We start from the raw sequence: 14,005 nt of genomic DNA on the forward strand, positions 1-14,005 counted from the left end.
CAGGAAAGACACGGTTCAGCGATGATCCTGGCCTTTTGGGGACTGGCCAGCGGACGGGTCGCCCCTTAGGATGCCGCAGGTCCATCGCGTGACCGCTGCCTATCCAGCCTCGGTTATGACAGCGAACAACGCAAACCAAGGAGTCAGGGTCGATGACGATCATCATTCAGTTGCGAAGACAGCTGGCCGCGGTCACCAGCCGATTTGGCTGGGCCGCACTGTTATTCGCGCTCGCGGTGCATGCCGGTGTGTCCTACGTCGGCCTGCGTCTGTTTGCCGAAGCGCCGCTCACCGAGCTCAAAACCTTCGTCTATTTCTATCTCACTACTGCGCTGACCGTCGGTTACGGTGATTTCTCGCCGCAGACCGCTGGCGGTCGCATCTTTGTGTCCACCTGGTTGATGGTCGGCGGCATCGCGCTGTTGACCGCCGTCATCGGCAAAACCACTAATTCCATAATCGCAGTCTGGAGGAAAGGCATGAAAGGCAAAGGGACGTTCGCCACCTGCACGGGCCATACCGTGGTGATCGGTTGGGAAGGCGAAATCAGCGAGCGCGTCGTCGAACTGCTGCACGAAGACGAGACCTCCAATGACCACCTGATCGTCATCTGCGACACGGTGCTCGAAGAAAACCCGATGCCAGGCAAAACCGAGTTCATCCATGGCGAGAGCCTGTCGTCCCTGGCATTGCTGCAGCGCGCCGGGGTGAAAGGGGCCGAACGCACGCTGGTGCGCACCGGCTCGGATGACCTGACACTTGCAGTGGTGCTGACCATCAACCAGCTCAACCCAGTCGGCCATGTGGTTGCACATTTCAGCAGCAGCGAGACGGCCCGACTTGCCCGCAGCTACGCGCCGAAACTGGAGTGCACCTCCAGCATGGCCATCGAGATGCTGGTGCGCTCATCGCAGGACCCAGGCTCCTCGGTGATCATCAACGAGTTGCTGAGCGTCGGCCAGGGCGCGACCCAGTATCGGCTGCTGCTGCCCGAGAGCTTTGAAAGCACCGTCGGCGCGCTGTACAAGCAATTGAAGGACCGTCACAACGCGACGCTGATCGGCTACCGCGCCAAGGACCAGACCCAACCAATCATCAACCCGGGCAATGACGTCTCAGTGCGCGGCGGCGAGCTGTTCTACATCGCCGATGCTCGACTCGCAGGCTTGGGCGACGCCAGCTGAGAATGGCGCAGCGCCGAACAGGCCTGCGCCGGTAGCCCCGTAGTTGCTCGGCTTTCACGACAGCGAGCTGAGCATCACGGTCATCGTGTAGACCCAACGAATCTGGACCTGCCCACGCTGACTCACCCGTCGGTTATCGCCGAGCCCAGCTCCCTCGGTCTCGATCTCTCGGGAATCAACCACGCCATCCCGGCTCTGATTTATACAGTCTGAGCAATCGGGAGGCACCATGAGCGACCCGCACGATCTGCAACGATTCGTCGACGCCCAACAATCGGTTTACGACCGGGCACTGGCGGAACTGAAGGCCGGCCACAAACAAAGCCACTGGATGTGGTTCATCTTTCCGCAGATTGCGGGCCTCGGTCACAGCGACATGGCGCGTCGCTACGCGATCAAGGATGCGAACGAAGCCACGGCTTATGCACAGCACCCGCTGCTCGGGCCTCGCCTGGAAGAATGCGCAGAAGCGCTGCTCGCCCATGCCGAGCGGCCGGCGCGGCAGATTCTCGGCTCGCCTGATGATATGAAGCTGCGCTCGAGCATGACGCTGTTCGCCGCCGTCGCGCCTGAGCGAACCGTATTCCAGGCGGTGCTCGACGCTTTCTTCGCGGCCGATCCCGACCCAGCCACGCTGTCGCGTCTGCACCATTGAGCACGCGCGAAGACCAGGCGTCGTTAGATGGAGCGCAGCCAGTGCGGTAGGCTTCCCCCTTTCTGGCAGGTCCGCCGCCCTCATACAGGTGCCCAGATGAATCTCTCGCTGTTCAGCCGTTACGCTTTTCTTGTCCTCTGCGTCGCCACTGCCGTGTTTTGCCTGCCCTTTCTGAATCACCCTTGGGTATGGCCGTTGTTCATCGTCACCGCACTGCTCTCGCTCATTGGCGTCCGCGATCTGCGCCAGTGCGAACATGCGGTGCGGCGCAACTACCCGATACTCGGCAACATCCGCTACATGGTCGAAGGCATCCGTCCGGAGATTCGTCAGTATTTGCTCGAGAGCGATCAGGAACGCGTACCGTTTTCCCGCGCACAGCGCTCGCTGGTCTATGCGCGGGCGAAGAATCAGGTGGATGACAAGCCCTTCGGCACCCTTATCGATGTTTATGAACCGGGATACGAATGCATCGGCCATTCGATCCGCACCGCAGCGGTCAGCGACCCCGAAACCTTTCGCGTGTCCATCGGCGGACCGCAGTGCGAGCAGCCCTACTCCGCATCGGTGTTCAATATTTCAGCGATGAGCTTCGGCTCGCTCAGCGGCAATGCCATTCAGGCGCTGAACCGTGGTGCCAAGCTCGGCGGCTTCTATCACGACACGGGCGAAGGCAGCATCAGCACCTATCACCGCCAGCACGGCGGTGATCTGGTCTGGGAACTGGGCAGCGGATATTTCGGCTGCCGCACCGAGAGCGGGGCATTCGATCCGGAACGCTTTGCCGTGCAGGCACGGGACCCGCAGGTCAAGATGATAGAGATCAAGCTTAGCCAAGGCGCTAAACCCGGGCATGGCGGCATCCTGCCAGGGCGCAAGGTCAATGCTGAAATCGCCTCCACTCGCGGCGTGCCGGAAGGCATTGATTGCATCTCCCCCGCGAGCCATAGCGCCTTCGGCACTCCCTTGGAGCTGATGGATTTCATCTCCCGCCTGCGCGAGCTGTCCGGTGGCAAGCCAGTCGGTTTCAAGCTGTGCATCGGTCATCCATGGGAGTTCGTCGGTATCGTCAAGGCGATGCTACAGAGCGGTATCTATCCGGATTTCATCGTGGTTGACGGCAAAGAAGGCGGTACGGGCGCGGCGCCGGTGGAGTTCACCAACCATATCGGTATGCCGCTGCGCGAAAGCCTGTTGTTCGTGCATAACGTGCTGGTCGGCTGCAACCTGCGCGAGCACATCCGCATCGGTGCTAGCGGCAAGATCGTCAGCGCTTTCGACATCACCAGCGTCCTGGCGATGGGCGCCGACTGGGTCAACTCTGCCCGCGGGTTCATGTTCGCGATTGGCTGCATCCAGTCACAGCACTGCCACACCAATCGGTGCCCCACCGGTGTCGCCACCCAGGACCCGCTGCGCCAACGCGCGCTTGTCGTACCCGACAAGGCTGAACGGGTGTTCAGTTTTCACCGCAACACCGTGCACGCCCTGGCCGAACTGCTGGCAGCGGCCGGCCTCTCACACCCGGGTGAACTGGGCCCGCACCACCTGATCCGGCGAATCAGCACGACCGAAATCAAGCTGTTCTCGCAGCTCTACTATTTCGTTCAGCCCGGTGCGCTGCTGGCGAAAAAGATCGACAGCGAATTCTTCGCCAGAATCTGGAGCATGGCCCAGGCGGACAGCTTCGAAGCCATGCCGCAAAAAACCGACCGTGGCGCAGCGCAGGTCGAGGAGCCACTGATCAGCTAACCCCTCCAACCGGCGTCACCGCCAGCCTCCCAGTTTGTTGCGAGCCAACGGCATCGATGACCGCGCGATGCATTAGCTGCGGGGCGCCACCTGCCAGCGCGCGCTCTAATCGGCCAGGGCGCCGCCAAGACCATCACCCGCCAGAATCCTGCCACTCATGACAGGTTCGGCGTGCTTTTGTCAGTTTTCCGCTGAAATGTTCAGCTTTTTACTTTGACAGCACGAGATTTTGACTTTAAGTTTTCGATTCCGAACATTTCCGAACCCCGCGCAGTATTCGGATCATAAAAACAACAGCCCTACAAAGAGGTTCAGTGCATGAGTAACCCGTCCACCCCGACGCTTCGGGGGCAATGCATCGCCGAGTTTCTCGGCACCGCTCTGTTGATCTTCTTCGGTACCGGCTGCGTAGCTGCGCTCAAGCTCGGCGGTGCAGACCTAGGTCTCTGGGAAATAAGCATTATTTGGGGTGTCGGCGTCAGCATGGGTGTGTACCTTGCCGCCGGTGTATCGGGTGCGCATCTGAACCCTGCAGTCTCCATTGCACTCTGGCTGTTCGGCACCTTCGAACGTAACAAGGTCCCCGCCTACATCCTTGCGCAGACGGCGGGCGCCTTCTGCGCCGCTGCGTTGGTTTATGGTCTTTACAGCAGCCTGTTTTTCGATTTCGAACAGGCGCAGCAAATAACCCGTGGCAGTGTCGCCAGCCTGCAGCTCGCATCGGTGTTTTCCACCTACCCGCACCCATCGCTGTCCATCGGCCAGGCGTTTCTGGTGGAAGTGGTGATTACCGCTATCCTGCTGGGGATGATCATGGCGCTGACCGATGACGGTAACGGCCTGCCCCGCGGACCACTGGCGCCCCTGCTGATCGGTCTGCTGATTGCCGTGATTGGCGGGGCGATGGGTCCGCTGACCGGTTTTGCGATGAATCCAGCGCGGGATTTCGGACCGAAACTGATGACATATTTCGCCGGCTGGGGCGAAGTCGCGTTTACTGGCGGACGCGACATTCCGTATTTCCTGGTCCCGCTGCTCGCCCCGGTGCTGGGTGCCTGCATTGGTGCGGCCGGTTACAAGGCGCTGATCTGCAAACATTTGCCAGGGCTGGGAGGCGCTGCGTGCGCGGTCCCCGAGACTAAGCCCGAGGCCGAGTCCTTCACCAAACACGATGTCACTGCCCACGAAGCTCGTTAAGGAATCGACACCATGAGCAACCAGAACAACAAGCAATTCATCGTCGCCCTTGACCAGGGCACCACCAGCTCCCGCGCCATCGTGCTCGACCGCAACGCCAACGTGGTGACCATCGCTCAGCGCGAATTTGCACAGATCTACCCGCAACCAAGCTGGGTCGAGCATGATCCCATGGAAATCTGGGCGACCCAGAGCGGCGTGTTCGTCGAAGCGCTGGCCCAGGCCGGGATCACCAATGAACAGGTTGCCGCCATCGGCATCACTAACCAGCGCGAAACCACCATCGTCTGGGACAAGGTCACAGGCCGGCCGATCTACAACGCCATCGTCTGGCAGAGCCGCCAGAGCACGCCGATCTGCGACCAGCTCAAGCGTGACGGCATGCAGGATCACATTCGCAAGACCACCGGCCTGGTCATCGACCCTTACTTCTCCGGCACCAAGATCAAGTGGATCCTCGACCATGTCGAAGGCAGCCGTGAACGCGCCCGTCGTGGCGAACTCTTGTTCGGTACCGTCGACTGCTGGCTGATCTGGAAGATGACCCAGGGCAAGGCACACGTGACCGATTACACCAACGCTTCGCGCACCATGCTCTACGACATCCACAAGCTGGACTGGGACCCGGTGATGCTGGAGACGCTGGATATCCCGCGTGAAATGCTGCCGGAGGTGCGCTCGTCGTCCGAGGTCTATGGCCACGCCTATCTCGGTTCCGGCCAAAGCACCGGCATCCCCATTGCCGGCATCGCAGGCGACCAGCAAGCGGCGCTGTTCGGCCAGATGTGCGTCGAGCCGGGCCAGGCGAAGAATACCTACGGCACCGGCTGCTTCCTACTGATGAACACCGGCACCAAGGCCGTGCAGTCCGAACATGGCTTGCTCACCACCATCGCCTGCGGGCCGAAAGGCGAGGTGAACTATGCACTCGAAGGCGCCATCTTCAACGGCGGCTCCACGGTGCAGTGGCTGCGCGACGAGTTGAAGGTGATCAACGATTCGCTGGATTCGGAATACTTCGCCACCAAGGTTCAGGACAGCAATGGCGTCTACCTCGTACCGGCATTCACCGGCCTTGGCGCGCCCTACTGGGACCCACGCGCCCGTGGGGCACTGTTCGGTCTGACGCGGGGCGTAAAGGTCGACCACATCATCCGCGCCGCGCTCGAATCCATCGCCTACCAGACACGCGACGTACTCGATGCCATGCAGCAGGATGCCGGCGAGCGCCTGCGCTCACTGCGCGTGGATGGCGGCGCAGTGGCGAACAACTTCCTCATGCAGTTCCAGGCCGATCTGCTCGGTACCCAGGTCGAGCGCCCGGAAATGAAGGAAACCACCGCCCTTGGTGCCGCTTACCTGGCGGGTCTGGCAACTGGCTTCTGGAGCAGCCTGGATGAGTTGCGCAGCAAGGCCACAATCGAGCGCGTGTTCGAACCCGCCTGCGACGACGAGATGCGTGAGGCCCTCTACAAGGGCTGGAAGAAGGCGGTGGGGCGCACCCGCGACTGGGAAGAGGAATAAGCCCCAACGCACAAGCACCCCTGTCATCGCGCCCGGCCCGGTCCTGAACCGCGCCGGGCGCGTTTATTCGCAAACGAACAATTCTTTAATCAAACCCCAGACTGCGGCATCCTTCACGGCATATCGATAAGAAGGAAGCCTCCATGAGTCTGGCCCCACGACAGCAGAGCATTCTCGACCTGGTCCGCGAGCGCGGCTACGTCAGCATCGAAGAGCTGGCGCAACAGTTTGCGGTGACGCCCCAGACCATCCGCCGTGACATCAACCAGCTCGGCGAAGCCGGCCTGCTACGCCGCTACCACGGTGGTGCCGCTCACGATTCCAGCGTACAGAACACCGCCTATACCCAGCGAGCCCGGCAGATGCGCGACGAGAAACGGCGCATCGCCGACGCCATGGCCGCACACATCCCTGACCAGGCGTCGCTGTTCATCAACATCGGCACCACCACCGAAGCCATCGCTCACGCCCTGCTCAACCACCGCGACCTCAAGGTGATCACCAACAATCTGCACGTGGCGAGCATCCTCAGTCCCAAGGAAGACTTCGACGTGCTGATCGCCGGCGGCAACGTGCGCAGCGACGGCGGCGTGGTCGGTCAGGCCACCGCGGATTTCATCGGGCAGTTCAAGGTCGACTATGCGCTGATCGGCATCAGCGGGATCGATGAAGACGGTACCCTGCTGGACTTCGATTACCAGGAGGTCCGGGTCTCACAAGCCATCATTCACAACGCGCGGAAGGTCTTTCTCGCTGCAGATTCGAGCAAGTTCGGCCGCAGCGCCATGACCCGTCTCGGTTCGCTTGAACAGATCGACATGTTGTTTACTGAAGCTCAACCACCGGAAGCCTTTCTGGCCTTGCTGGCGCAGCATGATGTAAAGCTGGAAATCACTAACTGAGCCACTCTCTAAGGGCGGGCCGGTGCAATACCGAAGCCCGCCGTGCCCCCGGCCAGGAGTGTTCACGCCTCGCCTGCGCCCCGCATCCCCAGGCCCGAACTCAAGCTAGACGACAATTTCACCTAGCGCTGAGCATTCGCTAACACCTGCAAACAGCGCCTCCTTCACGGTGGGCTGAAGCCCACCCTACCTTCGTGAATCACAATCACCTCCCGCAGTCGCTGCGGTCAAAGGGGCGCATGCCAGCTGAAACTGCTGGTCAATGATGGAATGCCAGCACCAATTAGCAGTTCGTATAGGTTCGATTATTTTCTTTTGATATAAGAAATGAACATCCACTGTAGAGAGGCAAGCTCTTCTGCGCTAGGATGTTCATATTCGAAAATAAATGTTCGTTCTTGAGGAGGATGCCGTGAGCGAAACCGTCTCCGAGCTGTACGACATTGCCGTGATAGGCGGTGGGATCAATGGTGTGGGCATAGCTGCGGATGCAGCCGGTCGGGGCTTGTCGGTGTTCCTCTGCGAGCGCGACGACCTGGCCAGTCATACGTCCTCAGCCAGCAGCAAGCTCATCCACGGCGGCCTGCGCTACCTTGAGCATTATGAATTTCGCCTGGTTCGCGAGGCACTCGCCGAACGCGAAGTGCTCCTGGCCAAAGCGCCCCACATCGTCAAACCGATGCGCTTCGTACTGCCGCATCGCCCACATCTGCGCCCGGCCTGGATGATCCGGGCCGGACTGTTCCTGTACGACAACCTGGGCAGGCGCGAAAAGCTCCCGGCGTCGCGGGGGTTGCGCTTTGGCTCGGAGAGCCCGCTCAAAGCCGAGATCAAGCGCGGTTTCGAATATTCCGATTGCTGGGTCGACGATGCGCGGCTGGTGGTGCTCAACGCGATGGCCGCGCGCGAGAAAGGCGCACACATCCACACCCGGACCCAGTGCCTGAGCGCCAAGCGCGCCGCCGGCATTTGGCACGTCGAGTTGCAGCGACAGGACGGCACTCGGTTTTCCTTACGCGCCAAGGCACTAATTAATGCGGCAGGCCCCTGGGTAGCGCAGTTCATCGGTGACAAGCTGCAGCAGCGTTCGCCCTACGGCATTCGGCTGATTCAGGGGAGCCACATCATCGTGCCCAAACTGTACGAAGGCGAGCAGGCGTACATCATGCAGAACGAGGATCGGCGCATCGTCTTTGCCATCCCGTATCTCGACCGTTACACCATGATTGGCACGACCGATCGCGAGTACCGTGGCGACCCGGCCACAGTGAGCATCAGCGAAGAAGAAATCGCCTACTTGCTGGGTGTCGCCAATACGCACTTTCGCAAGCAGCTCGAGGCTAAGGACATCCTGCACAGTTTTGCAGGGGTCAGGCCCCTGTGTGATGACGAATCGGACAACCCCTCCGCCGTCACCCGTGACTACACATTGTCGCTGTCGGCAGAAGAAAAGCAGGCGCCGCTGCTTTCGGTTTTCGGCGGCAAACTGACCACCTACCGCAAGCTGGCCGAGTCGGCGATGGCTCAACTCAAGCCCTACTTCCCCCGCATGGGCGAAAGTTGGACAGCCAGTGCCCCGCTGCCCGGCGGCGAAGGCATGAGCACGGGCGAGGCGCTCGCTGCAGAGCTGATGGCCGAGATCAGAGGCATTGATCGACCGCTCGCCAAACGCTGGGCGACCCTCTATGGCAATCGGGTTTGGCGCATGCTCGGCGATGCCCGCTCGCTCGATGCGCTAGGAGAGAACTTCGGCCAGCATCTATATGCACAGGAAGTTGATTATTTGCGCCGCGAAGAGTGGGCCACTCAGGTCGACGATATCCTCTGGCGCCGGAGCAAACTTGGCCTGGCATTCACCGCGGATGAACTGACCCGCCTGCAGCACTACTTGCAAGCGCACGTGAGCAGGACGACCGACGTAGACGCGGCCTGACGGCCGCGACGTTTCGGATCGCCGCCGATTGCGGTAGGCTCAGCGACTTCTCAAGACGGAGTAACACCCCATGGCCCGAGCCACTGCCCGCCACATCCTGGTTCCCACTGAAGAAAAGTGCAACGAGCTGAAAGCTGCCATCGAAGGTGGCGCCGATTTCGCTCAGGTTGCCAAGGACAATTCCACCTGCCCGTCGAGCCGCCAAGGCGGTGACCTGGGTTCGTTCGGTCCTGGCCAGATGGTCAAGGAATTCGACACTGTTGTGTTCAGCGCCCCGCTGAACCAGGTGCAAGGTCCGGTGAAGACCCAGTTCGGTTATCACCTGCTGGAAGTGACCAGCCGCCAGGACTGATCCTGCTGTCCCCGCGCATCTTGCGCGGGGATGCCCAGGCCGCTCAGCCATCGAGGCGCCGAGCGACCCCCTTCCAAGCCGTACCTCCCCGCTTCATCGTGAGTCCGATCACGCCTCCAGACGGAAACGACCAGTCAGCGCTTTGAGTCCGTTCATGCTCTGCATGATGGTGTTGCCTGACGCCGCGGTGTCGTGGGTGGCGCTGGCCGCCTGATCGGCTACCTGAGCGATACGGGTCAGCGACTGGTTCATGTCCTCGGCAACCTGTGACTGCTCCTCGGCCGCCGTCGCGATCTGGTTCGTCATGCCGCGAATGGTCTGCACCGCACCAACGATCTCGCCCAAGGCATGTTGCGCCGCTTCGATCTGGGTAAGCGTCGTCGAGCTGCTCTGGCGTGAAGCATCCATGGCATCGCCGGCACGGGTGGCCTGGCTCTGCAGACGCTCGACCAGCACACTGACCTCCTTAGCCGAATCCTGTGTGCGACTGGCCAGGCTGCGTACCTCGTCTGCAACCACGGCAAAGCCGCGTCCCTGCTCGCCTGCTCGTGCAGCTTCGATGGCGGCGTTGAGCGCCAGCAAATTGGTCTGCTCGGCGATGCCGCTGATCACGTTGAGCACCTTGCCAATCTCGTGACTGTCCTTCACCAGCTGCTGCATCACACCGGCCAACCCGTCGACATGGCCGGTCAAGGCGCGGATGGCGGTGACCGATTCGTTCATCACCGCATTACCAGCGCTGGTTTCCTGCTCGGCGAGATCCGCCGCACTGGCCGCTTCGACGGTGCTTCGCGCCACTTCCTGCGAGGTGGCGAGCATCTCGTTCATGGCGGTGGCGACCTGATCAATCTCGGCCTGCTGCGCCTCGACGTTGCGCGCACTGTCGCCTGCCAGATTTGCCATGCGTACGCACTGGCCATCGGCTTCATCGGCGGCCTGACGCACCCCACGAATCATCTCGCCGACCTGCACCAGCAGGCGGTTATACGCAAGAGTGATCATGCCAATTTCGTCGTCAGCATGGCGCACCTGCAGCGGCGCGGAGAAATCACCCTGACTGACCTTTTCCAACCGACTGCGGAGCTCATCGACCTGCAGCATCAGCCAGTTCATGCCGGCGATTCTTCCGAGAATTACCAGAAATAGAATGCACAGCGTCGAGGCCATGGCGACCCAAAGTTGCTGTGAAGCACTGCGATTAGCCTCGGCGGAAATCAGCGACACCACCTCGTTGGACGCTGCGAGAATTTCGTTGGCATCTGCGGCGACCGCTTTCAGATCAGCGCTCTGGCCCGTCGCAAGCGCCTGCACGGCGGGACGATAGCGCTGCCATATCTGGTCAACGCGCTGCAGATGAGGCTTGGCACTGGCCAGTTCTACCGGGGCAACGCCCTGGCTGCCATCGCCGTTGAGCAGCAGACGGTGCGACTGTTCGAAACGCTGAATGGTCTTCTCCACGTCTGCAGGCCCACCGATGCCCTGGGAAGCCAACAACGCCTCTTTCATCATCTTCTGGCTGAGCATGCGCTGGGCGCCGGCCATGTCGATCTGGCTGGCGTCCTTGCTGGACATGAACAGCACCCCAGCGGTCAGGGCCGCGCAAAGAAAGATCAGGCTGTAGGAAAAGAAGAACTGGTGGTTGATGGTACGCAGACCCAATCCGCGCAATACAGACTGGATGACGTTCGCCAAAGTGCTGGTCATAGGTGTATCCAACTACAGGGAAGGTAAAGCGCTGCCATCACTCGACGGCGTCGCAGTTACCCACTTCTCGGCTGTAACAGAGGCAACTTGATAGCCGTCGATCACCTTTCTGAAAGTCCCGTCATACGGGCGTTTGATCCATTTCAGGACACTCATGAGACAAGTCCCCACGCACTGATCCAGATCAATTAAACAGCTTCAAATAGACACATTTTTGGCCGACCGAACGCCGTATAACGACTATGGTCAGGTAATGGCAGGGAGACTTGTCTGGCACCCATTTTCTTCATTGAGGACTCGTCATGTTTCATGTAACCCGCATTGGTGACAATCGCATCGACGTGGATTTCTCCGGCAAACTCGACAGCAGCGAGATGCGCTTCGCACTCGACGAACTGATGCGAAAATCAGAGGGCATCAGCCACGGCCAAATGCTCTATCGCATTGGTGATTTCGATATACCGACCCTGGGCGCGATGGGTGTCGAACTGGCGCGAATCCCCCAGCTGTTTCGCTTCATCCGCCGCTTCGATCGCTGCGCAGTGGTGTCCAACAAGGACTGGCTGCGCAGGGCCAGCGAGATCGAGGGTGCGCTGTTCCCCGGCCTGGCCATCAAGGCCTTCGACGAGAACCAGAACACCGAAGCGCATAACTGGCTGGAGAGCCAGAACTGACCAGGCTTCCCGACAGCCCGCTAGCGGGGCGTACCAAATACCTGGGTCCAGTAGCTGCCGGCGGCGCTGGACTTGTCGATAGCGTAGGCCGCGCCCATCTCGGTGAAATCCGGATTCATGATGTTGCTGCAATGCCCGGGGCTGGCCAACCAACCCGCCATGACCTGATCTGCCGCCCCCTGCCCCGCCGCAATGTTCTCGCCGATACGCTCCCAGCTGTACCCGGCACGGTTGGCGCGGTCACTCACCATGCTGCCATCCGGCGCCCGATGGCTGAAGAAGTCCTGTTTGGCCATATCGCGGCTGTGCGCCAGGGCAGCATCGGCCAGCTCGCCGTTCCAGCTCAACGCCGGTGCCGCCTCGAAGGCCCGACTACCGCAGTTGCGCGGCTGCGCCCTCGCTTCATTGACCCTCTGCAGAATGTTCTTGCCAACCTGTTGCCAGTCGCCAAGGTCGGGCGAAAGCAGTGGCTTGGCCAGCAGCACCTGCCAGGTGTTGCCCTGGCGCGACACCCCGATTTCGGCGAACTCATGGCTACGCAGGGGTGCGCAATATCGCTGCTTGAGGGCTTGCATTGCGCTTTGCGCATCGCCCGGCCCTGAGACCGAGATGGCTTGCAGTTTGGATGGCCTATAACCGCCATCCTGCAACGCCTGCTGCAACTGCGCCCCGCTGGTGGCGGGTGCCACGGCCAGCGCAGCATTGGGCGCCAGTGGCCCGACCGCCTGGGCTTCGCCACTTCCGCAGGCTTCCTCGGCCTCACGAAATTCATTGATCAAGCCGATCAAGGGGTCAGATTCCTGCGCATGCGCCGGGCACGCCAGGCTCGTTGCCAGGATCAGCAGGGCGCCAGCCGCCACACGGGTTGGCGCACCGTCTGCTGAGGATGTGATTGGAGTCTTGATAAGCGGGGTCATGGGTCACCTGTCTGTCTGCGATTAAAGATGCTGACCACGATCCGTCGCGGGCGATCCGCTCCGGCACACCGCCAAACTTGTAAGGTCGTCTAAGACCACAACCAGGCGGCGATGATGCGATGATGCACAGCGCTGCCCAACCCCGACCCGCCCCCCTGACCACACTCATGACCCTTTCTGATTTCCTGCTGTTTGCCCTGCCGGCGATCTTCCTCACCGGCCTGTCCAAAGGCGGCTTCGGTGGCGCCCTGGGCGGCATCGCCGTACCGCTGCTGGCGCTGGCGATATCGCCGAAACAAGCTGCCGCAGTAATGCTGCCGATTCTCTGTCTGGCTGATGTCGTGGGCCTCAAGGCTTACGTCGGCCACTGGGACAAGGCGAATCTGAAGGTGATGATGCCGGGCGCGTTGATTGGCATTGCGCTGGGCTCGCTGACCTTCGGCATGCTCGACGAGCGCATGATCGGCCTGATGATGGGCGCAATCGCTGTTGGCTTCGTACTGCTAGGGCTGATCACCAACAACGACAAGCCGCGACCGCTGCAGCGCGGTCGTGGCACGTTGCTCTCCTCTATTGCCGGCTTCACCAGTTTCGTCGCACACGCCGGCGGGCCGCCGATCATGATGCACCTGCTGCCGCAGCAGCTGGACAAGCTCCGCTACGTGGCAACCATCAACCTGTTCTTCCTGATGACCAATGCGATCAAGCTGATCCCCTACGCCGCGCTCGGCCAGTTCAGCCGCGAAAACCTGCTACTCAGCCTGACGCTGGCGCCGGTAGTGCCGTTCGGCGTCTGGGCCGGGCTTTGGCTGCACAAGCGCATCGACCACAAATTGTTCTATCGGATCGCTCGCCTTGGGATGCTCCTGGCCGGGTTGCAGTTGATCTACAAAAGCCTCTGAAACGCGCACCAGGCACGACCGGCCGCCCGGTTTTCTGAACGTTCGCACCACTGCCCAGTCGGATTTAGTGAACCCACTGCAAAGGAGTCATCCTCATGCTGAAGTTTCTGGGCAGCACAGTAGGCATCATCTTTCTGATCGGTCTGTTGGTCGTGATCGGCTTGTTCGCGCTGATTTTCTAACGCCAACGAAAGACGATTGCATTGCAACCACGGTGCCTCGGTACGCACAACGGCACGTTGCAAGATTCACTGACAGGCCGCCGTCACACGGCGGCCTGTTCGTATCCGGCCTCTGCCCTCCGAATGC

At 61.0% G+C, this 14,005-nt stretch carries 13 protein-coding genes; 11 read left to right on the forward strand and 2 right to left on the reverse strand.

From position 1 onward, the window contains the following. Positions 1-152: 152 nt before the first annotated feature. The 8 genes from ACSSNI_RS12980 to ACSSNI_RS13015 all read left to right on the forward strand — a co-directional run bounded on the left by ACSSNI_RS12980 (position 153) and on the right by ACSSNI_RS13015 (position 9,499). Positions 153-1,184 carry an ion channel gene (locus ACSSNI_RS12980; RefSeq protein WP_200639092.1) on the forward strand — a complete coding sequence of 344 codons (1,032 nt, stop codon included), beginning with the start codon at positions 153-155 and terminating at the stop codon, positions 1,182-1,184. A 229-nt stretch (positions 1,185-1,413) separates the two neighbouring features. Then, positions 1,414-1,839 (forward strand): DUF1810 domain-containing protein, encoded by a 426-nt coding sequence (locus ACSSNI_RS12985; RefSeq protein WP_200639090.1) that lies wholly within the window; start codon positions 1,414-1,416, stop codon positions 1,837-1,839. A 96-nt stretch (positions 1,840-1,935) separates the two neighbouring features. Continuing rightward, on the forward strand, positions 1,936-3,591 hold the full coding sequence (locus ACSSNI_RS12990; RefSeq protein ID WP_200639089.1) for an FMN-binding glutamate synthase family protein: 1,656 nt from the start codon (positions 1,936-1,938) through the stop codon (positions 3,589-3,591). Positions 3,592-3,909: 318 nt separating this feature from the next. After that, the gene (locus ACSSNI_RS12995; RefSeq protein WP_148926428.1) at positions 3,910-4,788 is read left to right on the forward strand and encodes an MIP/aquaporin family protein; all 879 of its coding nucleotides are present in this window, start codon (positions 3,910-3,912) and stop codon (positions 4,786-4,788) included. 12 nt (positions 4,789-4,800) lie between these two features. Then, positions 4,801-6,312, forward strand: a complete 1,512-nt coding sequence (glpK, locus tag ACSSNI_RS13000; RefSeq protein ID WP_148926429.1) for a glycerol kinase GlpK — start codon at positions 4,801-4,803, stop codon at positions 6,310-6,312. A gap of 143 nt (positions 6,313-6,455) precedes the next feature. Beyond that, entirely contained in the window at positions 6,456-7,214 is a 759-nt protein-coding gene (locus ACSSNI_RS13005) for a DeoR/GlpR family transcriptional regulator (protein ID WP_200639088.1), read from the forward strand. Positions 7,215-7,602: 388 nt separating this feature from the next. Beyond that, positions 7,603-9,147 (forward strand): glycerol-3-phosphate dehydrogenase, encoded by a 1,545-nt coding sequence (gene glpD, locus ACSSNI_RS13010; RefSeq protein WP_200639087.1) that lies wholly within the window; start codon positions 7,603-7,605, stop codon positions 9,145-9,147. Positions 9,148-9,217: 70 nt separating this feature from the next. Then, complete coding sequence (locus ACSSNI_RS13015) at positions 9,218-9,499, forward strand: peptidylprolyl isomerase (protein WP_019340980.1); 282 nt, start codon at positions 9,218-9,220, stop codon at positions 9,497-9,499. Positions 9,500-9,607: 108 nt separating this feature from the next. On the opposite strand, the gene ACSSNI_RS13020 is transcribed toward ACSSNI_RS13015, so the two are convergent. Continuing rightward, complete coding sequence (locus ACSSNI_RS13020; RefSeq protein WP_200639086.1) at positions 9,608-11,203, reverse strand: methyl-accepting chemotaxis protein; 1,596 nt, start codon at positions 11,201-11,203, stop codon at positions 9,608-9,610. Positions 11,204-11,505: 302 nt separating this feature from the next. Here ACSSNI_RS13020 and ACSSNI_RS13025 point away from each other — a divergent pair, with 302 nt between their 5' ends. Next, on the forward strand, positions 11,506-11,877 hold the full coding sequence (locus ACSSNI_RS13025; RefSeq protein WP_019340982.1) for a SpoIIAA family protein: 372 nt from the start codon (positions 11,506-11,508) through the stop codon (positions 11,875-11,877). 20 nt (positions 11,878-11,897) lie between these two features. Here the strand turns inward: ACSSNI_RS13025 and ACSSNI_RS13030 are convergent, their stop codons facing one another. Further along, positions 11,898-12,794, reverse strand: coding sequence for a CAP domain-containing protein (locus ACSSNI_RS13030; protein ID WP_234484549.1), 897 nt, complete (start codon positions 12,792-12,794; stop codon positions 11,898-11,900). A 167-nt stretch (positions 12,795-12,961) separates the two neighbouring features. Between ACSSNI_RS13030 and ACSSNI_RS13035 the strand changes: the two genes are divergently transcribed. Beyond that, on the forward strand, positions 12,962-13,696 hold the full coding sequence (locus ACSSNI_RS13035) for a sulfite exporter TauE/SafE family protein (RefSeq protein ID WP_148926432.1): 735 nt from the start codon (positions 12,962-12,964) through the stop codon (positions 13,694-13,696). A 95-nt stretch (positions 13,697-13,791) separates the two neighbouring features. Continuing rightward, on the forward strand, positions 13,792-13,878 hold the full coding sequence (locus tag ACSSNI_RS13040; protein WP_101153254.1) for a small membrane protein YohP: 87 nt from the start codon (positions 13,792-13,794) through the stop codon (positions 13,876-13,878). Positions 13,879-14,005 lie beyond the last annotated feature (127 nt).

It is taken from the genome of Stutzerimonas tianxiuensis, from assembly GCF_053470365.1.

What these genes read in the sequence shown, in the direction of transcription:
- ACSSNI_RS12980 (WP_200639092.1), top strand. Translation starts at nt 153, where the DNA reads ATGACGATCATCATTCAGTTGCGAAGACAGCTGGCCGCGGTCACCAGC.
- ACSSNI_RS12985 (WP_200639090.1), top strand. Translation starts at nt 1,414, where the DNA reads ATGAGCGACCCGCACGATCTGCAACGATTCGTCGACGCCCAACAATCG.
- ACSSNI_RS12990 (WP_200639089.1), top strand. Translation starts at nt 1,936, where the DNA reads ATGAATCTCTCGCTGTTCAGCCGTTACGCTTTTCTTGTCCTCTGCGTC.
- ACSSNI_RS12995 (WP_148926428.1), top strand. Translation starts at nt 3,910, where the DNA reads ATGAGTAACCCGTCCACCCCGACGCTTCGGGGGCAATGCATCGCCGAG.
- glpK (WP_148926429.1), top strand. Translation starts at nt 4,801, where the DNA reads ATGAGCAACCAGAACAACAAGCAATTCATCGTCGCCCTTGACCAGGGC.
- ACSSNI_RS13005 (WP_200639088.1), top strand. Translation starts at nt 6,456, where the DNA reads ATGAGTCTGGCCCCACGACAGCAGAGCATTCTCGACCTGGTCCGCGAG.
- glpD (WP_200639087.1), top strand. Translation starts at nt 7,603, where the DNA reads ATGTTCGTTCTTGAGGAGGATGCCGTGAGCGAAACCGTCTCCGAGCTG.
- ACSSNI_RS13015 (WP_019340980.1), top strand. Translation starts at nt 9,218, where the DNA reads ATGGCCCGAGCCACTGCCCGCCACATCCTGGTTCCCACTGAAGAAAAG.
- ACSSNI_RS13020 (WP_200639086.1), bottom strand. Translation starts at nt 11,203, where the DNA reads ATGACCAGCACTTTGGCGAACGTCATCCAGTCTGTATTGCGCGGATTG.
- ACSSNI_RS13025 (WP_019340982.1), top strand. Translation starts at nt 11,506, where the DNA reads ATGTTTCATGTAACCCGCATTGGTGACAATCGCATCGACGTGGATTTC.
- ACSSNI_RS13030 (WP_234484549.1), bottom strand. Translation starts at nt 12,794, where the DNA reads ATGACCCCGCTTATCAAGACTCCAATCACATCCTCAGCAGACGGTGCG.
- ACSSNI_RS13035 (WP_148926432.1), top strand. Translation starts at nt 12,962, where the DNA reads ATGACCCTTTCTGATTTCCTGCTGTTTGCCCTGCCGGCGATCTTCCTC.
- ACSSNI_RS13040 (WP_101153254.1), top strand. Translation starts at nt 13,792, where the DNA reads ATGCTGAAGTTTCTGGGCAGCACAGTAGGCATCATCTTTCTGATCGGT.